General features: G+C 68.2%; 25 protein-coding genes. 11 read left to right on the plus strand and 14 right to left on the minus strand.

The window, feature by feature from the left end; genetic code table 11:
* Positions 1 to 67: 67 nt before the first annotated feature.
* From ACSFBL_RS24920 to ACSFBL_RS24945, 6 genes are all read right to left on the minus strand, one after another.
* Positions 68 to 1,270: a class I SAM-dependent rRNA methyltransferase gene (locus tag ACSFBL_RS24920; protein ID WP_435518492.1), complete on the minus strand. Its 1,203-nt coding sequence runs from the start codon at positions 1,268 to 1,270 to the stop codon at positions 68 to 70.
* Entirely contained in the window at positions 1,267 to 2,274 is a 1,008-nt protein-coding gene (locus ACSFBL_RS24925; RefSeq protein WP_435518519.1) for a tyrosine recombinase XerC, read from the minus strand. Before ACSFBL_RS24925 ends, ACSFBL_RS24920 begins: the two co-directional genes overlap by 4 nt.
* Positions 2,275 to 2,373: 99 nt before the next feature.
* Positions 2,374 to 2,979: a YdcF family protein gene (locus ACSFBL_RS24930; protein WP_435518493.1), complete on the minus strand. Its 606-nt coding sequence runs from the start codon at positions 2,977 to 2,979 to the stop codon at positions 2,374 to 2,376.
* Positions 2,976 to 3,665: a DUF484 family protein gene (locus ACSFBL_RS24935; protein WP_435518494.1), complete on the minus strand. Its 690-nt coding sequence runs from the start codon at positions 3,663 to 3,665 to the stop codon at positions 2,976 to 2,978. Before ACSFBL_RS24935 ends, ACSFBL_RS24930 begins: the two co-directional genes overlap by 4 nt.
* Positions 3,662 to 4,537 (minus strand): diaminopimelate epimerase, encoded by an 876-nt coding sequence (gene dapF, locus ACSFBL_RS24940; protein ID WP_435518495.1) that lies wholly within the window; start codon positions 4,535 to 4,537, stop codon positions 3,662 to 3,664. Before dapF ends, ACSFBL_RS24935 begins: the two co-directional genes overlap by 4 nt.
* A 28-nt stretch (positions 4,538 to 4,565) precedes the next feature.
* Positions 4,566 to 5,201, minus strand: coding sequence for a 2-hydroxychromene-2-carboxylate isomerase (locus tag ACSFBL_RS24945; RefSeq protein ID WP_435518496.1), 636 nt, complete (start codon positions 5,199 to 5,201; stop codon positions 4,566 to 4,568).
* 21 nt (positions 5,202 to 5,222) lie between these two features.
* Between ACSFBL_RS24945 and ACSFBL_RS24950 the strand changes: the two genes are divergently transcribed.
* A complete protein-coding gene (locus ACSFBL_RS24950) occupies positions 5,223 to 6,797 on the plus strand; it encodes a SidA/IucD/PvdA family monooxygenase (protein ID WP_435518497.1) in 1,575 nt (524 codons plus the stop codon).
* 19 nt (positions 6,798 to 6,816) lie between these two features.
* Here ACSFBL_RS24950 and ACSFBL_RS24955 read toward each other — a convergent pair whose 3' ends face one another.
* Complete coding sequence (locus tag ACSFBL_RS24955) at positions 6,817 to 7,725, minus strand: ketopantoate reductase family protein (RefSeq protein ID WP_435518498.1); 909 nt, start codon at positions 7,723 to 7,725, stop codon at positions 6,817 to 6,819.
* 411 nt (positions 7,726 to 8,136) lie between these two features.
* Between ACSFBL_RS24955 and ACSFBL_RS24960 the strand changes: the two genes are divergently transcribed.
* Positions 8,137 to 8,820, plus strand: coding sequence for a hypothetical protein (locus tag ACSFBL_RS24960; protein ID WP_435518499.1), 684 nt, complete (start codon positions 8,137 to 8,139; stop codon positions 8,818 to 8,820).
* Between the two features lie 14 nt (positions 8,821 to 8,834).
* Positions 8,835 to 9,554: an aquaporin Z gene (aqpZ, locus tag ACSFBL_RS24965; protein WP_435518500.1), complete on the plus strand. Its 720-nt coding sequence runs from the start codon at positions 8,835 to 8,837 to the stop codon at positions 9,552 to 9,554.
* Positions 9,555 to 9,591: 37 nt separating this feature from the next.
* Here aqpZ and ACSFBL_RS24970 read toward each other — a convergent pair whose 3' ends face one another.
* The 5 genes from ACSFBL_RS24970 to ACSFBL_RS24990 are packed head-to-tail and all read right to left on the minus strand — an operon-like array spanning position 9,592 to position 14,307.
* Positions 9,592 to 10,083 (minus strand): nucleoside deaminase, encoded by a 492-nt coding sequence (locus tag ACSFBL_RS24970; RefSeq protein WP_435518501.1) that lies wholly within the window; start codon positions 10,081 to 10,083, stop codon positions 9,592 to 9,594.
* A gap of 20 nt (positions 10,084 to 10,103) precedes the next feature.
* Complete coding sequence (locus ACSFBL_RS24975; protein WP_435518502.1) at positions 10,104 to 11,375, minus strand: cyanate transporter; 1,272 nt, start codon at positions 11,373 to 11,375, stop codon at positions 10,104 to 10,106.
* Complete coding sequence (locus tag ACSFBL_RS24980) at positions 11,372 to 12,583, minus strand: amidohydrolase family protein (protein WP_435518503.1); 1,212 nt, start codon at positions 12,581 to 12,583, stop codon at positions 11,372 to 11,374. The genes ACSFBL_RS24975 and ACSFBL_RS24980 overlap by 4 nt, the downstream gene beginning before the upstream one ends.
* Positions 12,584 to 12,619: 36 nt before the next feature.
* On the minus strand, positions 12,620 to 14,095 hold the full coding sequence (locus tag ACSFBL_RS24985) for a sodium:solute symporter family protein (RefSeq protein WP_435518504.1): 1,476 nt from the start codon (positions 14,093 to 14,095) through the stop codon (positions 12,620 to 12,622).
* Complete coding sequence (locus ACSFBL_RS24990; protein WP_435518505.1) at positions 14,092 to 14,307, minus strand: DUF3311 domain-containing protein; 216 nt, start codon at positions 14,305 to 14,307, stop codon at positions 14,092 to 14,094. Before ACSFBL_RS24990 ends, ACSFBL_RS24985 begins: the two co-directional genes overlap by 4 nt.
* 256 nt (positions 14,308 to 14,563) lie before the next feature.
* On the opposite strand from ACSFBL_RS24990, the gene ACSFBL_RS24995 reads away from it, so the two are divergent.
* The 6 genes from ACSFBL_RS24995 to ACSFBL_RS25020 all read left to right on the plus strand — a co-directional run bounded on the left by ACSFBL_RS24995 (position 14,564) and on the right by ACSFBL_RS25020 (position 19,597).
* Entirely contained in the window at positions 14,564 to 15,187 is a 624-nt protein-coding gene (locus ACSFBL_RS24995) for a sensor histidine kinase (RefSeq protein ID WP_435518506.1), read from the plus strand.
* Positions 15,188 to 15,260: 73 nt separating this feature from the next.
* Positions 15,261 to 16,133 (plus strand): dioxygenase family protein, encoded by an 873-nt coding sequence (locus tag ACSFBL_RS25000; RefSeq protein ID WP_435518507.1) that lies wholly within the window; start codon positions 15,261 to 15,263, stop codon positions 16,131 to 16,133.
* A gap of 55 nt (positions 16,134 to 16,188) precedes the next feature.
* Positions 16,189 to 17,706 (plus strand): ATP-binding protein, encoded by a 1,518-nt coding sequence (locus tag ACSFBL_RS25005; RefSeq protein ID WP_435518520.1) that lies wholly within the window; start codon positions 16,189 to 16,191, stop codon positions 17,704 to 17,706.
* Complete coding sequence (locus tag ACSFBL_RS25010) at positions 17,703 to 18,383, plus strand: response regulator (protein ID WP_435518508.1); 681 nt, start codon at positions 17,703 to 17,705, stop codon at positions 18,381 to 18,383. The genes ACSFBL_RS25005 and ACSFBL_RS25010 overlap by 4 nt, the downstream gene beginning before the upstream one ends.
* Positions 18,384 to 18,438: 55 nt before the next feature.
* On the plus strand, positions 18,439 to 18,726 hold the full coding sequence (locus ACSFBL_RS25015; RefSeq protein WP_435518509.1) for a hypothetical protein: 288 nt from the start codon (positions 18,439 to 18,441) through the stop codon (positions 18,724 to 18,726).
* Between the two features lie 70 nt (positions 18,727 to 18,796).
* Positions 18,797 to 19,597 carry a GntR family transcriptional regulator gene (locus ACSFBL_RS25020; RefSeq protein WP_435518510.1) on the plus strand — a complete coding sequence of 267 codons (801 nt, stop codon included), beginning with the start codon at positions 18,797 to 18,799 and terminating at the stop codon, positions 19,595 to 19,597.
* On the opposite strand, the gene corA is transcribed toward ACSFBL_RS25020, so the two are convergent.
* Together corA and ACSFBL_RS25030 are read right to left on the minus strand one after the other, a co-directional pair.
* Positions 19,567 to 20,541, minus strand: coding sequence for a magnesium/cobalt transporter CorA (gene corA / locus ACSFBL_RS25025; RefSeq protein WP_435518511.1), 975 nt, complete (start codon positions 20,539 to 20,541; stop codon positions 19,567 to 19,569). The genes ACSFBL_RS25020 and corA overlap by 31 nt on opposite strands.
* Positions 20,542 to 20,609: 68 nt before the next feature.
* The gene (locus tag ACSFBL_RS25030) at positions 20,610 to 21,359 is read right to left on the minus strand and encodes an SDR family oxidoreductase (protein WP_435518512.1); all 750 of its coding nucleotides are present in this window, start codon (positions 21,357 to 21,359) and stop codon (positions 20,610 to 20,612) included.
* Between the two features lie 163 nt (positions 21,360 to 21,522).
* Here ACSFBL_RS25030 and ACSFBL_RS25035 point away from each other — a divergent pair, with 163 nt between their 5' ends.
* Both ACSFBL_RS25035 and ACSFBL_RS25040 read left to right on the plus strand, forming a co-directional pair.
* On the plus strand, positions 21,523 to 22,443 hold the full coding sequence (locus ACSFBL_RS25035; protein ID WP_435518521.1) for a LysR family transcriptional regulator: 921 nt from the start codon (positions 21,523 to 21,525) through the stop codon (positions 22,441 to 22,443).
* Between the two features lie 119 nt (positions 22,444 to 22,562).
* A partial coding sequence (locus ACSFBL_RS25040) for a TorF family putative porin (protein ID WP_435518513.1) occupies positions 22,563 to 22,973 on the plus strand: 411 nt, incomplete at its 3' end.

Here is a 22,973-nt window from a genome sequence, read left to right on the forward strand (position 1 = left end):
CAGGAAACGGGGAAAGGGCGGAAAGTCTAGCCTCGGCGCCGCGGGCACGCTTCAGCAAGGTCAAACGCTACTTGCGCACCACGACGAGGCCTTTCAAGTATTCGCCCTCGGGAAACTCGATCGTCATGGGATGGTCGGGCGCCGCGCCGAGCCGTTCGGTGATGTAGCCGTCGACCCCCGCGTCGATGCCGGCGGAGGCCACGATCTTGTGGAACAGGTCGGCGCCGATGCCGCCGGAGCACGAGAAGGTCAGCAGATGCCCACCCGGTGCAAGCAACTTGAAGGCCTGCCGATTGAGATCCTTGTAGGCCCGCGCGGCGCGCTCCGCGTGCGCCACCGTCGGGGCGAACTTCGGCGGGTCGAGCACGATGGCGTCGAAAGCGCGGCCCTCCTCGACGAAGCGGCGCAGCGTGGCATTGACGTCGGCGTCGAGGAACTCCGCGCGCGCCCCTTCGAAGCCGTTGAGCGCCACATGGGCACGCGCCCGCTCCAACGCGGGCTGGGATGAATCGATGGAGATCAACTCGGCCCCCTCCACCGCATCCGCAGCTTTCAAGCCGGCCAGCGCGGCCACGGTGAAGCCACCCGTGTAGCAGAAGCAGTTCAGCACGCGCCGGAAGCGGCGGTGCGCGGCGAGTTCAGCAAACCGCTGGCGGCTGTCGCGCTGGTCCAGGTAGAAGCCGGTCTTGTGGCCTGTCGCGACATCCAGCGAAAGCCGCCAGTCGTGCTCCCGGATGGTGATGTCGGTCGGCCCGGTGCCGCGCAGCCAGCCTGTCACGGGCTTCAGCCCCTCGCGCTCCCGGCCGCTGGCATCGGACCGCTCATAGAGCTTGTCGAGTCCGGTCGCCGCCAGCAGCGCATCGGCCAGCACGGCCTTCCAGCGCTCGACGCCGGCGGAGAGAAACTGCGCCACCAGCGTGTCGCCGTAGCGGTCGACGATCAGGCCCGGCAGGCCGTCGGCCTCCCCGTGGACGAGGCGGACCCCGTCGCTTCGAAGGTCGAACAGTGTGCGTGCCTGGACGGCTCTCGCGACCCGCTCCGCCAGGAATGCGGCGTCGATGCGCTGCTTCTCGTCGAAGCTCCACGCCCGGGCGCGGATCTTGGAATGCGGACTGAACGCAGCCCACGCCAGGAACTTGCCCTCGTCGGACTCGATGCGCACCGTTTCGCCCGCGTCGCCGCCGCCCTTGGCGATCGCGGATTCGAAGACCCACGGGTGACGCCGCAACAGTGAGCGCTCCTTGCCGGGCCGGAGTCGGAGTTGCTTCATGGGGTCTTGCCCTTGTTCTTGCGGACGGTGTCGCCGATCGGCGGCGCCTCGTCGCGGGCCTGCGCGCGCGGATGCGCCGCGTCATAGGCCTTCGCGAGGTGCTGGAAATCCAGCCTTGTGTAGACCTGGGTCGTCGAGATGTTGGCGTGGCCCAGCAGTTCCTGCACCGCACGCAGGTCGCTGCTGGATTGCAGCACATGGCTCGCGAACGAGTGGCGCAACATGTGCGGATGCACGGGCGCCGCCAAACCCGCCTTCAGGCTGCGCCGACGCAGTTGGGTCCAGACCGAATGCGCCGAGAAACGCGTGCCGTTGCGACCGATGAAGAGCGCCACCGCACCCGACGGGTCGCGCAGCAGCGCGGCTTTCAGCGCCGGACAGTCGTCCCGCACCGCCAGCCATGCCCGAAGGGCCTCCGCCGCCTTGGCGCCGAGCGGAACAATGCGGCGCTTGCTTCCCTTGCCCAGCACATGGGCCTCGCCGACATCCAGGTCGACCCAGCCCCGCGCTGTGCCGCTGGCGCGCGCGTCCAGCCCCGTCAGTTCGCCGACCCGCAGGCCGCAGCCATAGAGCAGTTCGACGATCGCGCGATCCCGCGCCTCCGCCCAGGGATCGGCCTCGGCGTCGTGCAGGTCCGCGAGTTGCACGGCCTCATCGACCGCCAGCGCCTTCGGCAATGGCCGCCCCGCCTTCGGCGCATGGACGTCCTGCACCGGATTCGACACCACCAGCCCCTCGTTGCCGAGCCAGCGGTAGAAGCTGCGCCAGCACGACAGCACCAGCGAGATGCCCCGCGACTCGCGTCCGGCACTGTGCATTTGCGCCATCCAGCGGCGGACATGCGCCGTTTGCACCTTGTCCAGCGCGAGGCCCCCACCCGCCGCCTTCTCAGCCAGCGTCTTCAAATGAATGGAGTAGAGCTCGACCGTACGCGCCGCCAGCCGCCGCTCCACCCGGACATGCTCCAGATACCGCTCGATCAACGCCGGATCAGCCATCACCATTCCCTTCCAGAAATACCGCGGATCCGGCTCCGCCGGTCCGCCGGTATTGCCCCCGGCGAGGGGGTAGGCGGCCACACGAAGTGGGCAAGCCTGGGGGAGTTAAAAAATTTCATTCTTGACGATCGCCAGCGGCTCGCGCAACGCGCCCTTGAAGGCCATGCCCCAACGCTGCCAGCACGAGGTGGGCGCCGCGGCGTATTGCACGTCAAAGGCCCGATCGAACCCGGATGCGCGCGCCAGGCGTTCGGTCCGCCAGAGGTGATAGGGCTCCGTCACGATGATCACGCTCTTCACCCTCGCGGCCTTCAGCAAGGTGCTCGACATCGCGAGGTTTTCGCGCGTCGACGATGACACAGGCTCCAGCATCAACGGCCCCGTATAGCCGGACATCCGCGCGTGCCGCTCCATCACTTCGGCCTCGATGCGGCCGTCTTCCCAGTCGGCGCCTCCGCTCAGTATCAGGCGCTGCACGCGCCCCGCATTCGCGAGCGCGATGCCCGTGTCGACGCGCCCCGTCAGGCAGGGATTGGGCTTCCCGTCGCGGTACGCGCGGTTGCCGAGGACCAGGGCCGCATCGGCGTTGCGCTCCGGCGGATGCGCCAGCAGACGCAACCCATGTCGCCAGATCGTGATGTGGATGGCCGCGTAACCCAGCAGCAGGATCAGCAGCGCGCCAATCACCGAGCGCCGGATTACAGGGCTCAAGACCGCAACCGAGAGAGAGCGCCCGACGCGAGTTCGGCGATGCGCTCCAGGAAATCGGTGCCCATTTCGGGATTGAATCGCTGCGCATCGGGCGATGCCAGCACCAGCAGGCCGAAAGCCGGCGCGTCGGTCTCGGCCCGCAGCGGGATCAGCGCGATCGACACGGCCGCGTGCGGCTCGGGCAGCCAGTTGGCGGCCTCGAAGCCGGCGTTCAGGCCGCAATAGGGCGCGGTCAGCGAGGTGGCCAGGGTCTTCACGTCGTCGCTCACCCACTGGGCATAGGACTCGTCGAGATAGCTGCTGTCGCAATCCCAGACCTTGATCGCCGTCTGCGGGACGAGGAACAGCGTCTGCAGTTGGGAGGCGATCTGCGTCGGCAGGGAACGCGGATCGCGCGCCGTCAACAGGCCGCGCGTCCAGCGTTGCAGGCGATCGGCCGTGACCACGTTCTCGGTGCCGTGGCGCACCATGTCCATCACGCGGTGCTCCAGCGCCTTGATCTTTTCGCGCAGCATCTCGGCCTGGCGCTCCTGCAAGCTCACGGCGCGATTGCCGTGCGGGCTGGTGAGCTGCACCTGCGCCAGCAACTGCGCATGGCGCTCGAAGAAGTCGGGCGTGTTCGACAGGTAGTTGGCGATATCGTCTTCGGTGATGGGGTTCATGGCGTTCTGGTTGTAATGATTCATGGCTGGTCCGGCACCTCGATGTCGCCTTCGAACACGGTGACGGCGGGGCCCGTCATCAGCACCGGCGCGCCGTCGCCGGCCCATTCGATGGTGAGGAGGCCGCCGCGCGTCTGGACGTCGACCCGCGGGTCGAGCAGGCCGAGCCGGATGCCCGCGACCACGGCCGCGCAGGCGCCCGTGCCGCAGGCCAGCGTTTCGCCGGCGCCGCGCTCGAACACGCGCAGGCGCACGTGCGTGCGGTCGACCACCTGCATGAAGCCGGCGTTGACCCGCTGCGGAAAGCGGGGATGGTGCTCGATGAGCGGCCCCTGGGTCTCGACCGGCGCGGTGTCGATGTCGTCGACGATCTGCACCGCATGCGGATTGCCCATCGACAGCACGGCCACCGACACGATGGCGGTGCCGGCGCGGGTGCCCATGGCCAGGTGCCACTTCTCCCACGTCCCTTCGGGTTGCGGATCGAGCCCGGCGGTGTCGAACGGCACGCGGGCCGGTTCGAAGACGGGTGCGCCCATGTCGACCGTCACCCGGCCGTCGGCCCCCATGCGCGGCTCGATCACGCCGGAAAGCGTCTGCACACGCACGGTGTCCTTGGGTGTCAGGCCCTGCTCGCGCACGAAGCGCATGAAGCAGCGCGCGCCGTTGCCGCACTGCTCGACCTCGCCGCCGTCGGCGTTGTGGATGACGTACTGGAAATCGATGCCCTCGCCCGGCGAAGGCCGCACGGTGAGGATCTGGTCGGCGCCCACGCCGAAATGGCGGTCGGCCAGGAAGCGGTACTGCGCGGCGTCGAGGCCGAGCGTGCCGCGGGTTTCGTCCAGCACGACGAAGTCGTTGCCGGCGCCTTGCATCTTGGTGAAGCGGATTCGCATCGCGGGATTATCCGCTGCGCCCAACGCGCTATGCGCCGCGCGTGGCCCTGAGCTTGTCCAGCGCACGGTCGAGGAAGGGCAGGCGGTCCTGGCCCCAGAAGCGCTCGCCGTCGAGGATGAAGGTCGGCGCGCCGAACACGCCCTTTTCCACCGCCTCGGCGCTGTTCGCGCGATAGATGGCCTGCGTCTCGGGCATCTGCTCCAGCGCCTGCAGTGCGGGGCCGTCGTAGCCGTTCTCGTCCGCCACGGCGATGCGCACCGCCGCGTCGGAGGTGTCGCGCTCCTCCGCCCACAGCGCGCGCAGCAGCGCATGCGAGAGCGGAAGCGCGTCGAGCCCCTGCAACTGCGCCGCGATCACCATCCAGCCGGGGTACTTGTTCCAGTTCGGATCGCTGGCCGCGCCCTTCGGGTAGTGGGCCGGTTCGAGGTTGAGCGCCATGCCGAGGTGATCACGCCAGCGCGCGAGTTCGAGCGCGTGATAGGTGCGGCGCGGCTCCGGCCGGGTCTTGAGCGGAATCCCCCCGGTCTGCGGGACCACCGCCTGGAAGTCGTAGGGCTTGAGCGTGAGCTGCACATGGTGGCGGCGCACGATGTCCTGCAATTGCGGACCGCCGAGGTAGGCCCAGGGCGAAGAGAGGCTGTAGTAGCAGTCGAGAGCGATCATGTTCTGGATTATCTTCAGGCGATGGCTTCCCACGATTCCCTTCCCGACGTGCCCGGCGAACTGCCCCCGGTGCCCCTTCAATTCATCGCAAGCCCGCGCGACACGGCGGCGCTTGAACGCCTGGCGATGCAGGCGCGTGCCGACCTCGAACGCATCAATGTTCCGCCGCCCGCCTGGGTGCTTCCCGCCGAATCGTCGACCGCCGACGCGCCCGTGCTGGACGTGCTGGTCGCCGGCGCCGGCATGTGCGGCCAGACCGCTGCCTATGCCCTGCGCCGCGAAGGCATCACGAACATCCGGGTGATCGACCGCGCCGCCCGCGGCGAGGAAGGGCCCTGGGGCACCTATGCGCGCATGCTGACCTTGCGCAGCCCCAAGCATGTGGGCGGCCCGGAGCTGGGTGTGCCGTCATTGAGCTTCCGCGCCTGGTACGAGGCCCAGCACGGCGAGGGCCGCGAAAGCGCCAGCGCAGGCACGCCGGGCTGGGAGGCGCTGCACAAGATCGGGCGCGTCGATTGGCGCGACTACCTGCTATGGGTGCGCGACACGGTCGGATTGCCGGTGGAAAACGGCGTGTCGCTGCGCTCGGTGTCGCACGCCGGCGATGGTGCCGTGCTGCTGATCGACATCGAGGATGCCCAAGGCCGGCGCGAGACCGTGCGCGCACGCCAGCTCGTGCTGGCGCTGGGCCGCGACGGCAGCGGCGCGCCGCGCTGGCCGGCCTTTCCCTCGCTGCGCCGCGGCGACCCGCTCGCAGGCGGCCGCGTGTTCCATTCCGCCGATCCGATCGACTTCGCGGCCTGGGAAGGCCAGCGCATCGCCGTGCTCGGCGCCGGCGCCTCGGCCTTCGACAACGCGGCCTGCGCGCTCGAAGCGGGCGCCGCGAAGGTCACGCTGTTCGCGCGCCGGACGCAACTGCCGCAGGTCAACAAGAGCAAGGCCGCGTCGAGCCACGGTTTCCTGCGGGGCTTCGAAGGGCTCGACGATGCGCGCAAGTGGCGCGTCTACACCTACATCTTCGACGAGCAGGTGCCGCCGCCCTGGGAAACCGTGCGTCGCTGCGACGCGCACGACGCCTTCGAACTGCGACTGGGCACCCCGTGGGAGGACGTCGCGCCCGACGAGGACGGCGTGAGCGTCGCCCTGCCCAACGGCGGCAGCGAGCGTTTCGATGCCGTGATCTTCGGCACCGGCTTCGATGTCGACCTACTCGACCGGCCCGAGATCGCGCCCTACACCGCGCACATTGACACCTGGGCCAACCATGTGTCGCCGACCGAAGCGGAACATCACCCGGAGCCGGCGCGCTTTCCCTGCCTTGGCGCGGGCTTCGAGTTGCGCAGCACGGATCCGGGCGGCCCGCAGGCAGCGGCGCTGGCGCGCATGCGCCTTTTCAACTGGGGTGCCACGATGAGCCACGGCGCACTCGCGGGGGACATTCCCGGACTGGCCATCGGCGCCACCCGTCTCGCGCAGGCGATCGCGCGAGACCTCTTCGTGGAAGACGCCGACCGGCACTGGGATCGCTTGCAGGCACACGAGGAGCCCGAACTGATCGCCACCCGCTGGTACGTGCCGGATCCGCGAGCCGATTGAAGACGCGACGCCGGGCGGATCACTGCGCAGCGGCGTGCGCCTGGCGGTCTTCGATCAGCTTGACCAGGGTGAAGAGCGTGCGATTGACCGGCGTCGGCACACCCAAGGCCTCGCCCTTGCGCATGACGTAGCCGTTGAGGTGGTCGATCTCGCTGCGCTTGCCGCGCGCCAGATCCTGCGCCGTCGATGAAAACTGCGCGGGCATAGTCTGCGCGATGCGTTCCACCGCCTGCCACGTGTCGCCGGGCACCGTGACGCCCGCCGCTTCGGCGACCGCGAGGCACTCCATCACCACGTCGCGTATCACGGCGTCGACGCCCACGCCCTGCACCAGGCGGCCATAGGGGAGCTGGGAAATGGCCGACAGCGCGTTGTAGGCGCAGTTCAGGATCAGCTTGGCCCACAGCGATCCGATGACGTTGTCGGAAACCTGCGTCGGCACGTCCGCTGCAGCGAGCATCGCGGCGACACGCTCGCTCGATTTCGAGGGCGCGATGACCAGTTCGCCGCGTCCGTTGTGCTTGACGTGGCCGGGGCCCGCCATCTCGGTCGCCACGTAGACCACCGCGGCAGCGACCTCCTGCGGCACGAGCGCCTGCAACCGCTCGGCGTTGTCGACGCCGTTCTGCAGCGTGATCAGCAGCGCATCCGGCAGGAGATGAGGCCGTATCTCCATGCCTGCACTCTCGGTGTCGGTGGACTTGACGCAGAAGAACACGAGTTCCGCGCCCTCCACCGCGTCGGGGTCGGTGCTGGCGTGCATCGGCACATGCGCCTTGAAGGTCTGCGTGTCGAGCAGCAGGCCATCGCGCCGGACCGCCTCGACGTGCTGCGGCCTCCCGATCAGCGTCACCGCATGGCCGGCACGCGCCAGCATGCCGCCGTAGTAGCAGCCAACCGCACCGGCGCCCATCACCGCGATCTTCATGAGGGCCTCACTCGATCACATCCGCGCGGTCCGGGGACTTTCGACGGCTTGCCTGTCATGAATGGGCTCCTCTTGGTTTGGTGTTTGAGAGGCGCCCATGATTTCACGGCCGCAATGACCTTCGAAGATTCTCACCTTCTCCATCGGGAGATCTCTGATGGATTTCAAGAGATTTCACAACCCGACTCAGCCCACTCAAAGCAAGCCGGACCCTAAACTTTCCGGCCGCTGTCACGCAATCCGAAAGCCGTCAATTGACGGCTTTTGTCATTGTTTGCGACCCAATCATTTGAACAACACGTCATGTCGTGCGCGTGCAGGCGCGGCGCATCAGGGAACCCGTCAATGTCTCGTTTTGCCGCCTCCCGGCGCGCGGGCGTCCTCGCCTACTCGTTCAGGGCACGCGAATACATGCGTCGCGCGCTGCGCTCGCAGCGCTATGCGCCGCTCGTGTTCACGAGCCTTGACGAACTCAGCGCAATGGGCGCCGGCGCGAGGACCCTCGATCTGCTCCTGCTCGGTGACCTGCCCGACAAGGACGACAAGGGGATCCCCGTCCTCTCCGGCGTCCGCAACGTGGTTGGCCCGCATGTGCCGATGCTCAGCGCGCGATTGCAGCCAGCCCTGGCACCCGGCAGTCCGGACATCGTCTCCGCGCGCTTCTTCAGCGACCTGTACGGCCTGATCCTCTCCTTCCTCCACGCCAACGGATTCGAAACCTCGCACCCGCTTCTGGAGTGGGACAGCTATTCCTTCGATCCGGCCACACGCATCGTCACGTTCGAAAGACGCGAAACGCGACTGGATCCCGTCGCGTTCGACGTGGCCCTCGAACTGTTCTTCAACGCCGACCAGAGGGTGACGCGCGCAGCCCTCCGCCAGATGCTGCCCTCCGGCGAGCGCGGACACATCCTCTACCGCATCGACAACATCGGCTCGGTCATCAAGGACGTGCGTTCCTCTCTCAATTTGCGCGGCTTGCATGGCTGGATTCTCGAGACCTATCCTCACGCCGGCTATCAGTTGACACGCGCCAGAACCCGCCCGCGAACCGCCCTTTCCCCTGCCTCCCAACCCTTTCCAACCTGCAACTGAACCTGAAAGCTCCCATGCAACACAGCAACTTCAAGATCTGGTCGGCCGAATTCCTCGGTACCTTCTGGCTCACCTTCGGTGGCTGCGGCAGCGCCGTGCTCGCCGCCGCCTTTCCCGAACTGGGCATCGGCCTACTCGGTGTCTCGCTCGCCTTCGGGCTGACCGTCGTCACCGGCGCCTATGCGTTCGGGCCCGTCTCCGGCGGTCACTTCAATCCGGCGGTTTCCCTGGGCCTGGTGGTTGCCGGGCGCATGCCGCTCGGCAAGCTGCCGGGCTACATCGTGGCGCAGGTGGCGGGGGCATGCGTCGCCGCCGGCGTCCTCTACTTCATCGCCTCGGGCAAGCCCGGCGTCGACCTCGGCGGCTTCGCCTCCAACGGCTTCGGAGCGCATTCGCCCGGGCAGTACAGCATGGCCGCCGCGCTGGTCTCCGAAGTCGTGATGACCGCGTTCTTCCTGGTCGTGATCCTCGGCGCCACAGCCAAACGCGCATCGAGCGCCTTCGCGGGCCTGACCATCGGCCTGTGCCTCACGCTGATCCACCTGGTCTCGATTCCCGTGACCAACACGTCCGTGAACCCTGCGCGCAGCACGGGTCCGGCGCTGTTCGCACCGCAGTGGGCGATGGACCAACTGTGGATGTTCTGGGCCGCCCCGCTGCTCGGCGCGGTGATCGGCGCGGTGATCTACCGCCTCGCGCTGTCCGAGGCGCAGACCTCGGCACAGGCCGCCTGAGCCCGAGCGCCTGAAACGGGACCCGCGGGTTGTCGCGCTAGGCGCGCCGGACCGCGGCCCAGGCTTCCAGCGCCTCGACCGCGGCGCGATCGAGTTTCTGCTCCGAAGGCATGGCGCGCGCGGCGAGCGGTGCACCCGCCTCGGCCCGCAGTTCTTCCACATCGATGGGGTGACGCGCCTCTACAGGCACTCCCGCAAAGGCCTCGCCGGACTGCGCGAGCGACGCGGCGTAGTAGAGCTTGCCGATGCCCGCGATCCGCATCGCGGCCACGCACAGTGCGCAAGGCTCGCATGACGTGTAGAGGTCGCAGCCGCCCAGGTCGACGCTCTTCAAGTTACGGCAGGCATCCCGAATGGCCTCGACCTCGCCATGCGACGTGGGGTCGAAATGGGCCACGGAATGATTGAAGCCTTCGCCGACGACCCGGCCGTCCTTGACGACCACGGCGCCGAAGGGCTCCGTGCCCGGCGTGTCCAGCGCCTGGGCCGACAGCGCGATGGCGCGCTGCATGAATTCTTCCTGGTACATCGTCGTTCCTTCCTACTCGTTCATTCGATGACGGCCGGCGTGCCCGGCACCCGTCCGTTCGTTGTCAATGTCCCGTACTTCCGCGGGCCGAAAAGGCCCGCCGTCGCCCGTGCATAGCCGCGCGGCCCCAGACGCAAGGTCAACGGCAGCAACAACACGACGATGGCGGCCAGGTAGGCCCACGCCGAGCCGAAGCCGTCACTGTGCTCGCGCACCCATCCGGTGACGAAGGGCGCCAGCGCCGCGATCATGAAGCCCAGCCCCTGCATGAATGCGGCAAGGGTGCCCGCTTGCGACGGATCGGGCAAGTGGTCGAGCGCCAGCACCATGCAAAGGGAGAAGGCCCCGCCCAGCCCAAGCCCCAGCAGAACCACGACGGCCACGGCCGGCTGCGCGTCGAGCAGCAGCCCTGCAAAGCCTGCGAGTTGGGTCAGCAAGGTCAGGACGAGCCAGGGCCGGAGATCCCGCCGGCCGCGCGCCATGGCAGGCATCGCCAGCGCAGCGATCAGTTGCGCTGCGGTCATCAGCGCCAGCATGGAACCGGCCCGCTCGGTACTCCAGCCTTGCTGCGCGTAGAAATGAGGAAGCCACGCGACCACGCTGGTGTAGCCGCCGTTGATCAGGCCGAAGTACGTTGCCAGCAACCAAGCACGCCGGTTGCCGAAGCAGCGAAGCCAGGGCGCATCCGTGCGCGTGTCGCGAACGCCCGCCGGGTCCGTGCGCGCCACGCGCGACCATGCGAGCGCCGCGAGGACCGCGGGCAGCGCCCATATCGCCAGCCCTGCCTGCCAGTCGTCGCTGAGCCGCGCAAGCCACGGACTGCCCATGGCACCCAGCCCACCGCCGCCCATGAGCGCGGCCGAATAAAGGCCCATCGCCATGCCCATCCGCATCGGATAGGCACCCTTGATGACGGCCGGCATCAGCGCCTGCACCAGTCCCACACCGATGCCCGCCAGCGCGGCGGTGCCCATCAGCAGCAGCACGTCATGCGCGACGAAGCGGCTTGCGCAAGCCAGCGCGATGGTCGCCAGGCCCGCGAGGATGCTCGCCCGATGCCCGAGCCGCTGGCCCACCGCGACGCCGATCAGCGACATCGCGCCCATCGCCAGCATGGGGAGCACGGTGAGCATCGACGCCCCATGGAAGCCCAGGCCCGTGGCGCTGTGGATGTCGTCGAGCAGCGGACTGGTCGAAGTGAGAAAGGCGCGCAGATTGAGCGCCACCAGCACGATCACGAGTGCCAGACCCAGGCCGCCCTCGCCCTGCCGGCCCCTGCCGGTCCGAATCACGCTGGCACCGCGTCCGGCAGCAGCACGCCGTTGCGCGCGACGATGCGACCACCCGCCACGACGAGCCGCCGCGGCGGGCGCGCGACCACGGCATGGGCGACCGTCTGTGCATCGAGCAGCACCAGGTCCGCCCGGCTGCCCGGCACCAGCCCATAGGACTCGAAGCCGCAGCCGCGTGCGCCGGCGTGCGTGACGCAGTCGAGCGCCACTTCGAGCTCGTCGTCGCGGCGCAGGTTGTAGCGCAGGCCGATGAGCATGGCACGCTCCAGCATGTCCGGATTGCCGTAGGGCGACCAGGTGTCGCGGATGCCGTCGTTGCCGCCCAGCACCGTCACGCCGGCCTCCCGGCAGGCCATGAGCGGCGGCACGATGCGCGACGGCGGTGCGCTGGTGATCAGCACCATGCCCAGCCTGGCCATGCGCGCGAGCAGCACGTCGCGCTCGCGTTCGGGCAGCTCGCCCAGGCAGAAGCCGTGGCTGATCGCGACGCGTCCGTGCATGCCAAGCGCCGCTGCGCGTTCCAGGATCAGTTCGAGCGAGAAAGCGCCCATCGCGCCCGGCTCGTGCAGGTGGATGTCGATGGGGCAGGCGTGTCGGTCCGCAATGGCGAAGAGCGCGTCCAGCGAGCGCACCGGGTCGCCATCGATCGCGCAAGGGTCGAGCCCGCCGAGGACGTCCGCGCCCTGCGCCATCGCCTGGTCGAGCAGTTCCGCCGTGCCCGGACGCTGCAGCAGGCCCGACTGGGGAAAGGCCACGATTTGGATCTGCTGCACTTCGCGCAGCGTCTCGCGCGTGCGCTTCACGCCGTCGAGATGGCGCAGCCCGGCCTGCGTATCGACGTCCACGTGCGTGCGCAGCCGCGTGGTGCCCAGCGCGAGAAAGGCCTTCGCCAGCGCCAGCGACTGCGCGGCGGCGTCATGCCGGCTTGCCTCGCGGAAGGCACGTTCGTTGTCGATCTTGTCGATCAGCCGCGTGCCGACTTCGTTGCGGTACCAGTCCATGCCCCACATCGTCTTGTCCAGGTGCGTGTGGCCTTCGACCAGTCCGGGAAGGAGCAGCGCGCCCTGCCCGTCCTCCACCGCACAGCCGTCCGCCGGCTGCAGCGGAGCACCGAGCGCGGCAAGGCGGCCGTCCTGGACCAGAACGTCGACCGGGGCGCCGCCCAGGGGACGGACGTTTCGAATGAGGAGCGAAGAAGAATGGGACATGAAAGACTTCGATGATGGATGGCGTCGGGCGTCGGCTCAGGCCGGCACGGCTGCGACACGCTGCGCCACCGACCGGCGGCTGATCACGGTCACGAGCGTGAAGACCAGCGCGTTGGCCGCCAGCGCCACCAGTCCGATATTGAGCGATTTGAAGACCGCCGGTGCGTCGGGGAACATCTGGGCGAGCGTGGTGCCGGCGATCATCACGTAGCCCAGCACCGCGCCGCCCGAGAGGATGCCCGCGAACGCCGCCTGCTTGGTCCCGAAGGGCCGCGGCAGGATGCTGAACAGCAGCGACGGGAGCAACTGCGTCAGCAGGCTCGAAGCGAAGATCGCGACCGAGACGATGGTGCCGCCGCCGCGCAGCACGAAGTACACCGCCACCAGCGCGAACACAGGCAGCACACCCCGCGCGACCATCGAGACCTGACGGTCGGTAGCGCGCGGCGCAAAGCCTTCCTTGTAGACGTTCTTGCCGATGACCGTCGACGCCGTGAGCAGGATCATGGCGCCGGGCACCAGCGCGGTGAGCACGCCGGTCCCGCCGATGATGCCGACGAACCACGGATCGAAGGTCGCCTTGGCCAGCCCGAACAGCGCGAGATCGATTTCCGCGCCCTTGAGGCCCGGCACCTTGAGGATGGCCGCGAAGCCGACCAGGAACAGGAAGGCGATGACGATCTGATAGAGCGGCATCAGCATCGTGTTGCGACGCACCGCGCTCGCACTCTTCGCGGCATAGACCGAGGTCAGGTTGAACGGGTACAGGTAGTAGCCCAGCGCGGTGAGCAGGATCGTCGAGTTGTACCAGGTGAGGTTCAGCCCCTCCTTGGGAAACTGGAAGAACTCGGGATTCGCGCTGTGGATGGCGGTGAACATCGGCGTCACGCCGCCGTAGTAGTGCAGGGGCAGGTAGACGCCCAGGAAGATCGCCAGCGCGAGGATCATGAAGTCCTTGACGATCGCGATGCTCGCCGAGCCATGCACGCCCGACACCAGGATGTACGCCACCATCACGATGGCGCCGATCCAGATCGAGACCTGGGGCGCGATGGTGCCGTACGACGCTTCGGAAACGATGATGCCGAGGCCGCGCAACTGGATGGTGAGCAGCGCCACCATCCCCATGAGCGCCACGACGGACACCAGTACGCCCAGCGCCCGGCTGTCGTACTTGCTCGCGAAGAAGTCCGAGAACGACACCAGCTTGTGCGCCGTCGCATAGCGCCAGATGGCCGGCAGCATCCAGAACGCGAGCAGGTAGGCGAGGCCGCCGTAGGCCAGGATGTAGAAGGCCGGCGCACCCTTGCTGTACGACCAGCCGCTCGCACCGAGGAAGGTGAAGGTGGAAAAGGACTCGCCCGCCATCAGCAGGAACACCATCAGCGCGCCGAGTCCGCGTCCGCCGAGCGCCCATTGTTCGAGGCTCATCTTGCGCCCGCGGCGGGCCAGCACGGCCAGCACGAGCGCGCCGACGACGAAGAGGGCAATGATCAGCAACGCGGCATTCATCGTGCGTCCCCTGTGGCCGCGTCCACGGCGTCGAGGTCACCCTCGCTGCGGTCGATGACGACCATGATCAGCGAAGTCAGGACCAGCCAGCTCACGTTCCAGACCATCAGGAAGGGCAGGCCCAGCACGAAGGTCGGCGCGTGGGCGGAAAGCCATCCGCCGCTGAAAAAGGCAATCACCGGCAACAAGGCCAGCCATTTGACGGGGTTCATTCGAGACCTCGCTCTCTCTGTTGGGTTGGATTTGATGGTTAACCCATAAAACACATTTTGGTTAACCAAACACGATGTTATGGTCGACCACCAAAGCCGTCAATCTCGCGTTAATACCTAGGCCGCAGGCCGGACCCCGAGGCAATGCGGCCGGATCTGGGAGAGATCTTGAAGGCCCGACACCGTGCGCGGGCGCTGTTGCGCGCGCGGCGCCGACAGGGGTTAATGCGGCCCATCGCAACCACCCCTTTCCTGCATGAATCCAGCCCGAATCGCCATCGCCCTCTTCGTCACCGTGCTGCTGTCGGTGCTTTGGCGGCTCCTGAAGCAGCACAGCGACAGCGCGCCCGACACGCCCTGCCGGGAACCGGTCGCCTACGTTCCGCAGTCGTGCAGCCAGGCCGATATCCGGCAACTCCTGCACCAGATGTCCGACGCCCTGAGAGACCGCCTCCATGACGCCGGGATGGCGCTGGAGCTGAAGTTTTCCGAGCCGCTGCCGGTGCTCCTCGACCGATCCGGGATGCAGGAAGTCTTTGCCCACATCGTCGAACTGGCATGTCGCGTCATGAAGGCCGGCAGCACCCTGCATGTGCTGGGCCGCGTCGACGGCGCGCAGGCCGTCGTCAATTTCATGGACAGCGCACCCGGCGCCGACGAGCCGCGTCTCGCGCGAGGCTTCGACGCGGCATCCGCACGCGTCGTGCGGTCGCGCGGCGACGGCGATTCGATCGCGAGCGTCGCGCTCTGCACGCAGATCGTGGGCGAGCATCGGGGCCGCATCTACGCAGCGCCGTCCCCGCTTGGGCACCTGGGCATCACCCTGCGGCTCCCGCTGCAGGGCAACCATTCCAGCGGCGGGACACCGCCGGCGCTCTAGTCCTTCCACACGTTTTCTCCCAGATCGCCACGCACAGTCGAGGCATCACGCATTCCGCGCAGGAGAAATTCACATGGCAATGGGTTCATCCCCGACCGACGGCGCCAGGCGCCACGTCCTGGGCGCACTCGGCTCGCTGGGCCTGCTCGCGTTCAGTGGATGCGGCGGCGGCGGCGGGAGTTCGGGCAGCAGCGCATCAACGCTCGCGCCCATCCTGACCAGCAGCACCACGACGCCGCCGACGACGGCCGCCACCACCTCGACAGCTACCGCCGCCGCAGACACGAGCACGACCAGCAGCGCCTGCCAGGTCGTGCCCGAGGAAACCGCGGGACCCTACCCCGCCGACGGTTCGAACGCGAGCAACAACACCTACAACGTGCTCGCCCTCGACGGCATCGTCCGCTCGGACATCCGGACCAACATCGGCGGCACGGCGCAAGTCGCCGGCGCACCCTTGACGATCACCATCACGCTCACCAACACGAAGACCAGCTGCGCGCCGCTCGCCGGCTACGCGGTCTATATCTGGCACTGCACGCGCGAAGGCACCTACTCGGTCTACACCACGCAGAGCCTGAGCGACAACCACCTGCGCGGCGTGCAGGAAACGGACGCGAACGGCGCCGTGAAATTCACCACCGTCGTGCCCGGCTGCTACGCGGGGCGCATGCCGCACATGCACCTGGAGATCTACCCGAGCCTCGCGAACGCCAGGTCGTCGGCGACCGCGGTGAGGACCACGCAGCTCGCCTTCCCGACCGAAACGCTGCGCGCCATCTACACCAACGCCGCAGGCTATTCGCAGAGCGTGGCCAACCTGAACGCGATCAGCTTCGCGACGGACAACGTGTTCAGCGACGGCACCTCGCTCGAAATGGTGAACTTCAGCGGCGACGCCGACAGCGGCTACAGCGCGAACATCAGCATCGCGATCGCCGCCTAGCCACGAAGGCCCCGAAGGCATGCCGCACAATGCGGCTCGCCCGTCCGCCGCCACCATGCCTCGCCTGACGCTCTTCCGAAAGATCTTCCTTGCGCTGGCGGTGCTGCTGCTGGCGCTGCTGCTGATCTTCGCGGGCTTCTCGCGCCTCGGATTGCAGCGGGGGCTCGGCCCCTACGTCGCCGAGATCGAGATCCGGCGCATGGACTGGCTCGGCGAACTGCTCAGGAAGCACTACGCGGAGAAAGGCAACTGGGACACCCTGCGCAACGACCCAAGCGCGTGGCACCAGGTGCAGATGGGCGGCTTCGGCCCGATGCGCGATGCCCGGCCCCCGCCGCCCTGGCAAGACGGACCGCCGCCTCGCGACGCAGGCCGGCCACCGGCCGCGCGGCCACCGGATCTGCTCCCACCGCGCCGCATGCCGCCCCCGCCGCCGGACCCGTCCGGCGATCCGCGTGGCAACCCGGACTCGGTCTACCAGCGCCTGGGCCTCGTCGATGCCGCAGGCAACTGGGTCGTCGGGGCCAAGGTCGACCCGTCGATCGCCGCCCGTCTCCCGCTGCGCGATGGCGAGCACCTGATCGGCAGCCTCGTGCTCGCGCCGCTGCAGGGGCTGGAGACCGATGCCGACCGCGCCTTCGTCGCCCGGCAGTCGAGCTTCGTCATCTGGACCGGCGTTGCGGGCCTCGCGATCGCGCTGCTTCTGTCATGGCTGCTGGCGCGCCGCTGGTTCGCCCCCATCGATGCGCTGACGCAAGGTGCGCAACGCATCGCGCAAGGGCGCCTGGACGCGCGCGTCGACGTGCGCGGGCAGGATGAACTCGCCCTGCTCGGCCGCACCTTCAACGACATGGCCGAGCGCCTCGACCACATCGAGGCCTCGCGCCGCGCCTGGCTGGCCGACGTCGCCCACGAATTGCGCACGCCGCTGGCCGCGATGCGCGCCGAGATCGAAGCGCTGCAGGACGGCGTGCGCAGCTTCGACGACAAGACCGCGCTTCGACTGCACCGGCAGGTCATGCGGCTCGGACAACTGGTCGACGACCTGCGCAGCAGCATGCGCGAACAGGACGACGCGGCGCCACCCTTCGCGCCGGTGTTTCCGCTGGCAATGCTGAAGGAAGCGCTGGCGCTCACGCGCGAACGCTTCGCGCAGCGCGGGATCACACTGGATGCCGCCTCGCTGGACATGCTGGCAGCGGCGCATCAGCCGTTGCTGCAGGGCGATGCGCGCCGGCTGCACCAGGTCTTCCTGAACCTGATCGAGAACACGCTCTCGTACACGGACACCGGCGGCCGCCTGCGGATCGGCGCACACATCGAAGGCGGGACGCGGCTGGTGCTGCAGTTCGACGACAGCGCGCCGGGCGTCCCAACGGACGAACTGCAGCGCCTCTTCGAGCGCCTGTTCCGGGGCGAGGCCTCGCGCAGCCGGGCGCTGGGCGGTTCGGGACTCGGGCTGGCGATCTGCCGCGCCACCATCGAGGCCCACGGCGGATCGATCGAGGCAGCCGCCTCGCCGCTCGGCGGACTGCGCATGAGGGTCACGCTGCCGCTGGAGGCGCCGACATGACACGCATCCTCGTCGTCGACGACGAAGACGACATCGCCACGGTGCTCGTGGACTACCTGCGGCATGCCGGCTACGACACGGAGCGCGTGGCCGACGGCGAGAGCGCGCTCGAACGCATGCGCGCGGACCCGCCCGACCTCACGCTGCTCGACATCATGCTGCCGCGGCTGGACGGCCTCTCGGTGCTGCAGCAGGCCCGGCAGCACACGGCCCATCCGGTCATCCTGCTCACCGCGCGCATCGAGGAGGTCGACCGCCTGCTCGGTCTCGAACTGGGGGCCGACGACTATGTGTGCAAGCCTTTCTCGCCGCGCGAGGTCGTGGCACGCGTGCGTGCCGTGCTCCGGCGCAGCCTCGCAGGCAATGACGCACCGCCGGTCCGGAAGCGGGTCCTGCTGGACGACCTCCACTGGCGCGCCACGCTCGACGGCGCGGCGCTCAACCTGACCCGCCTCGAATTCAGGCTGCTGCAGGTGCTGTCGCGACAACCGGGCCGCATCTTCCCGCGCTCGCAACTGCTCGACCTGGCCTATGACGACAACGCCGATGTCACGGAGCGCGCGGTCGACAGCCACATCAAGAACCTGCGCCGCAAGCTCGCCGCGGCAGGACCGGCGCACGATTGGATCCGCTCTGTCTATGGCGTCGGCTTCGCCTTCGAAGAGCCTGGCGACTGACGCTCCCACATTCCTCCGAAGTCGGCCGCGACCATGGGCAACAAGGAGATTCCAGATGAACCGAACCCATGGTCGGGGCGTACTTGCCCCCCTTGCACTTCTCGCACTTCTCGCACTTGCCGCCCTTCAAGGCTGTGTCATGCCGCCACCGCCACCGCCACCACCCCCGTCGCCGCACCATCGCGAAGGACGGCCGCCACCGCCGGAATTCATGAAGGCCTGCGAAGGGCAGCAGGACGGCGCCGCCGTGCAGGTCAAGGGCCCGCGCGGCGAGTCCGTCGACGGCGTGTGCCGGCGGACACCGGACGGCCGCCTGGCCTTCATGCCGGCCCCGCCGCGCTGAGGCGCCGCCGCGTCACGGTTAACATTTCCGGTGACCGCCGGCCCTTGCCGGCGCCCCTCCCCGGATCTTCATGCCCACATCCGTCCGTCGCCGCACTCCCGCACCTGCCCCACCCCGGAACGCCGGCGCCCCGGCCGACGACGCGACGGACGACGCACCAGCCACCGACGCGAGCGTCGACGAGCGCGTCTACGCGGCGGTGTCGAAGGCCCTCCTGAGCGGCAAGCTCCGCCCCGGCACGCCATTGAGGGAGCGGGCGCTCGCCGAAGCGCTGGGCTGCACCCGCGGCGCCATCCGCAAGGTGCTGGCGCGGCTCGGGTCCGAGAAGCGGCTCGTGCTCGAACACAACCGCGGCGCCTTCGTCCCCAACCCGTCGATCGAGGACATGCGCGGCGTCTACCGTGCGCGGCGCATCGTCGAGGCGGGGCTGATCACCACGCTGTTCGGCCAGCTTTCGCGTGACCAGACGGCCACGCTGCGCAAGCACGTCCAGGCCGAGCAGCGCGCCTTCAAGGAAGGCCGGCGCGAGGACGCGATCCGGCTGGCGGGAGAGTTCCACCTCCTGCTCGCCCAGATGGCCGACAGCGAGGACCTGCTCTCCTACCTCCAGCGCCTGGTGTCCAACACCGAGCTCTACAAGGCGCTCTACGACACGGTGGAGGCGGCGAGTTGCGCACCGCGCGAGCATGAGCAGATCATCGAGGACCTGATGGGCCCGTCGCTCGATCGCGCCGTGCATTCGGCGATGGAGCATCTCGACGAATTGGAGCAGCGCGTGATCGCCGGTGCCTCGGCCGAGCAGGAAGTCGACCTTGCCAGCCTGTTCGCCGAGGGATCGGCTCAGACCCAGCCCGCGCGCCTGAAACGGTAGTACAGGTAGCCGCAGAAGCCGACGATGAGCGCCAGCGCGGCCACGTAGCCATAGCGCCATTCCAGTTCGGGCATGTGCTTGAAGTTCATGCCCCAGATGCCCGCGAACGCGGTGCACACGGCGAAGATCGCTGCCCAGGCCGCGAGGCGCTTGGTGACTTCGCCGTCCTCGATGGTGACCATCGAGAGATTGACCTGGATCGCGGTGCCGATCGTGTCCCGGATGGCATCGATGGACGAATTGATGCGCCCAAGATGGTCGACCACGTCGCGGAAGTACTCCTGCGACCCCATGCAGATCTGCGGCACCCGGCCGCCGTGCAGCTTGCCGGCGCCTTCGAGCAGCGGCGCGACCGCGTGCTTCAGCACGGTCAGGCGCTGCTTCAGGTCGTACAGCCGCTTAATGCTCTCGCGCGCCGCGCCCTTGGTGAAGATCCGCCGCTCGATGGTCTCGATCTCGACCTCAAAGGCATCGATGATCGGAAAGTAGCGGTCGACCACCGCGTCCATCAGCGCATAGAGCACGAAGCCCGGGCCATGCTTCAGCAGGGCGGGCTCGCGCTCGCAGCGCTCGCGAACCTCGGTGAAGCCGTGCTCGCTGCGATTGCGCACCGACACCACGTAGTTGTGGCCCACGAAGACATCGATCTCGCCGATGTTCAGCCTCGACGTCTCCGAGCCCTCGGGCTCCAGCAGGTGCATGACGGCGAAGATCGAATCCTCGTACTCCTCGACCTTGGGTCGCTGGTGCCCGTGCTGGGCGTCCTCGACCGCCAGCGGGTGCAGTCCGAATTCCGCCTGCACCTCGTTCAGTTCCTCAGGTGTCGCGTCGTGCAGCGCCACCCACACGAAGCAGCCCGGCAGCGAGACATAGTCGCTGATCCGGGCCACCGGAATGTCGGCGAGCTTGGTGCCGTCCTCGTAGACGACGCAATTGACTAGCATGCGAATAGCCCGGGCAGTGAAGATGACGGGGCCATCTTGCCACGGGCTCGCGCGACCATCTTGCGGGATCAGAGCTGGCTCATGCCGCCGTCGGCGATGATTTCGGTGCCGACGATGAACGCCGACTCCGGTGCCGACAGGTGGAGGACGGTGGATGCGATTTCCTCTGGCGTGCCGAAGCGGCCCAGCGGCACTTGCGACTGGATCTGCGCGGCGGTGCTTTCCAGCGTCGCCGCGTCGAGGCCCAGCTTGCCGTAAAGGGGCGTGTGCACCGGGCCCGGGCTGACCACGTTGACGCGGGCGCCACGCGGCAGCAGTTCAGCCGACAGCGTCTTCGCCAGCGAGATGACCGCCGCCTTGCTCGCCGCGTAGACCGACGAATTCGGCATGCCGATGTGCGCGTTGATCGAACCGTTGATCACGATGGACGCACCCTTGTCCAGCAAAGGCGTGAGCGCCTGGATCTGGAAGAACACGCCCTTGACGTTGATGTTGAAGGCTTCGTCCCAGAAGGCTTCGGTCACGTCCGGCAGACCGGCGAACCTGGCGATGCCCGCATTGAGGAAAACCGCGCTCAGCTTCACGCCGTGACCGGACAGGGCCGCGGCGAGTTCCTTCGCCGAGCCGGGCGCGCCGGCATCGTTGCGGATGGCCAGCGCGCGGGCGCCCAGCTCGGCCTGCGCCTTTTCGAGGGCGGCGGCGTCGCGCCCGGTGATGATGACGCGCGCGCCTTCGGCGGCGAAGGCCTTGGCGGTTGCCAGGCCGATGCCGCTCGTGCCGCCGGTAACGAGGACTGTCTTGTCTTGAAAGCGATTCATGGTGGACTCCAGTTGGGTTGGGTTGCGGTGAAAGACCGTGACATGAATGGTCCGCTTTTCAGTCTCGATTGACGTGCCGTCTTCGCGATGCACATGTGCGAAGGCATCGAACATGTTGGCCGGACATGCCATCATCCCGGCGAACTGGTTCGAGGATTTCCGGATGCTGTCAGATGACGAACTCGCGCTGCTGGAGGCCATCCGCGAAAGCGGCAGCCTCTCGCGCGCCGCCGCCCGGCTCGGCAAGGCGCCCTCGACCGTTTCCCATGCGGCCCGGCAGCTCGAAGAGCGCTTCGACGCGCTCCTGTTCGACCGCCGCCGCTACCGGCTGCAGCTGACGCCTGCCGGCCAACTCCTCGCGCAGGAGGCGGCGCGGCTGGCACTGGACTCGTCGCGACTCTCGCAGCGCGTACGCCAGGTCGCGAGCGGCTGGGAAGATCGCCTCTGGATCGTCACCGACGAAGTGATCGAGTTCGAGACGCTGCTCCCCGTCATCACCGCCTTCGATGCCCTGGCGTCCGGCGTGCCGCTGCGCGTGACCCACGAGGTCCTGAGAGGCACCTGGGAAGCGTTGCGCGATGGCCGCGCCGACATCGTGGTCGGCGCGACCAACGAGCCGCCCGCCATCCAGGGGCTGCGCTGGTTCGAGCTCGGCGTGATGGAGTGGGCGTTCGCCGTATCGCCGCGGCATCCGCTCGCCAAGGCGAAGGAGCCGCTGGGCCGCGACCAGATCGTGAGCCACCGCGCCGTGGTGGTGGCGGACACGTCGCGCGGCACCGCAGGCAGCGCCTACGGCATCCAGGGCGGACAGGCGACGCTGGCCGTGCCGACCATGCACGCGAAGATCCTGGCGCAACGCGAGGGCCTCGGCGTCGGCTGGCTGCCGCGGCAGCGCATCGCCTCGCTGCTCGAGCGCGGCGAACTGGTCGAAATGCAGACCGCCGATCCGCGAGAGCCCAACATCCTGTACGTCGCCTGGCGCGGCGAACAGGAAGGACGCGCGCTGGACTGGTGGCTGGCGCAGCTCAAGCAGGCCCGCCTGGCCAAGCGGCTCGTGCAGGGGGTGGACGCCTTCGTTCGTTGAAACGCAAGGGCGTGCCCCGCCCGCACGAAGTCTTTACGCGGGCACCGGTGCTTTTTACGCGCCTTTTATGGCCGCGCACCTACGCTCGCGCTTCCCTTTCGTACTTGCATTCTTCAACGATGAAATCACCTCGTTTTCTTCCCTTGGCCGCGGCCGCGCTGGCCGCCCTGCCGATGCTCGCGAGCGCGCAGACTGCCGACGCAGCCGCGACGCCCCCGGCTCCGAACCTCACGGGCAACGTCTCGATCACGACGAACTACAAGTTCCGCGGTCAGGACCAGGACACCATCGGGCACAACGGCTTCGCCAAGACCAGCTGGTTCAAGCCCGCCATCCAGGGCGGCATCGACTACGCCTTCGGCGACAGCGGCTTCTACGTCGGCAACTGGAACTCCAGCGTCAACTGGCTGCCGGGCAACTCCGTCGAGATGGACTTCTACGGCGGCTACAAATTCAAGGGCGGCCCGATCGACTGGGACGTGGGCGTCTACCAGTACTACTACCCAGGCAACACCGCGGGCAACACCACC

Origin of the sequence: Variovorax glacialis, assembly GCF_051216375.1 — a bacterium.
GTDB lineage: Bacteria > Pseudomonadota > Gammaproteobacteria > Burkholderiales > Burkholderiaceae_C > Variovorax.

What these genes read in the sequence shown, in the direction of transcription:
- aqpZ (WP_435518500.1), top strand. Translation starts at nt 8,835, where the DNA reads ATGCAACACAGCAACTTCAAGATCTGGTCGGCCGAATTCCTCGGTACC.
- ACSFBL_RS25015 (WP_435518509.1), top strand. Translation starts at nt 18,439, where the DNA reads ATGAACCGAACCCATGGTCGGGGCGTACTTGCCCCCCTTGCACTTCTC.
- ACSFBL_RS25020 (WP_435518510.1), top strand. Translation starts at nt 18,797, where the DNA reads ATGCCCACATCCGTCCGTCGCCGCACTCCCGCACCTGCCCCACCCCGG.
- dapF (WP_435518495.1), bottom strand. Translation starts at nt 4,537, where the DNA reads ATGCGAATCCGCTTCACCAAGATGCAAGGCGCCGGCAACGACTTCGTC.
- ACSFBL_RS25035 (WP_435518521.1), top strand. Translation starts at nt 21,523, where the DNA reads ATGCTGTCAGATGACGAACTCGCGCTGCTGGAGGCCATCCGCGAAAGC.
- ACSFBL_RS25005 (WP_435518520.1), top strand. Translation starts at nt 16,189, where the DNA reads ATGCCTCGCCTGACGCTCTTCCGAAAGATCTTCCTTGCGCTGGCGGTG.
- ACSFBL_RS24950 (WP_435518497.1), top strand. Translation starts at nt 5,223, where the DNA reads ATGGCTTCCCACGATTCCCTTCCCGACGTGCCCGGCGAACTGCCCCCG.
- corA (WP_435518511.1), bottom strand. Translation starts at nt 20,541, where the DNA reads ATGCTAGTCAATTGCGTCGTCTACGAGGACGGCACCAAGCTCGCCGAC.
- ACSFBL_RS24920 (WP_435518492.1), bottom strand. Translation starts at nt 1,270, where the DNA reads ATGAAGCAACTCCGACTCCGGCCCGGCAAGGAGCGCTCACTGTTGCGG.
- ACSFBL_RS24960 (WP_435518499.1), top strand. Translation starts at nt 8,137, where the DNA reads ATGCGTCGCGCGCTGCGCTCGCAGCGCTATGCGCCGCTCGTGTTCACG.
- ACSFBL_RS25010 (WP_435518508.1), top strand. Translation starts at nt 17,703, where the DNA reads ATGACACGCATCCTCGTCGTCGACGACGAAGACGACATCGCCACGGTG.
- ACSFBL_RS24945 (WP_435518496.1), bottom strand. Translation starts at nt 5,201, where the DNA reads ATGATCGCTCTCGACTGCTACTACAGCCTCTCTTCGCCCTGGGCCTAC.
- ACSFBL_RS24990 (WP_435518505.1), bottom strand. Translation starts at nt 14,307, where the DNA reads ATGAACCCCGTCAAATGGCTGGCCTTGTTGCCGGTGATTGCCTTTTTC.
- ACSFBL_RS24985 (WP_435518504.1), bottom strand. Translation starts at nt 14,095, where the DNA reads ATGAATGCCGCGTTGCTGATCATTGCCCTCTTCGTCGTCGGCGCGCTC.
- ACSFBL_RS24925 (WP_435518519.1), bottom strand. Translation starts at nt 2,274, where the DNA reads ATGGTGATGGCTGATCCGGCGTTGATCGAGCGGTATCTGGAGCATGTC.
- ACSFBL_RS24995 (WP_435518506.1), top strand. Translation starts at nt 14,564, where the DNA reads ATGAATCCAGCCCGAATCGCCATCGCCCTCTTCGTCACCGTGCTGCTG.
- ACSFBL_RS24970 (WP_435518501.1), bottom strand. Translation starts at nt 10,083, where the DNA reads ATGTACCAGGAAGAATTCATGCAGCGCGCCATCGCGCTGTCGGCCCAG.
- ACSFBL_RS25000 (WP_435518507.1), top strand. Translation starts at nt 15,261, where the DNA reads ATGGCAATGGGTTCATCCCCGACCGACGGCGCCAGGCGCCACGTCCTG.
- ACSFBL_RS24955 (WP_435518498.1), bottom strand. Translation starts at nt 7,725, where the DNA reads ATGAAGATCGCGGTGATGGGCGCCGGTGCGGTTGGCTGCTACTACGGC.
- ACSFBL_RS24980 (WP_435518503.1), bottom strand. Translation starts at nt 12,583, where the DNA reads ATGTCCCATTCTTCTTCGCTCCTCATTCGAAACGTCCGTCCCCTGGGC.
- ACSFBL_RS25030 (WP_435518512.1), bottom strand. Translation starts at nt 21,359, where the DNA reads ATGAATCGCTTTCAAGACAAGACAGTCCTCGTTACCGGCGGCACGAGC.
- ACSFBL_RS24935 (WP_435518494.1), bottom strand. Translation starts at nt 3,665, where the DNA reads ATGAATCATTACAACCAGAACGCCATGAACCCCATCACCGAAGACGAT.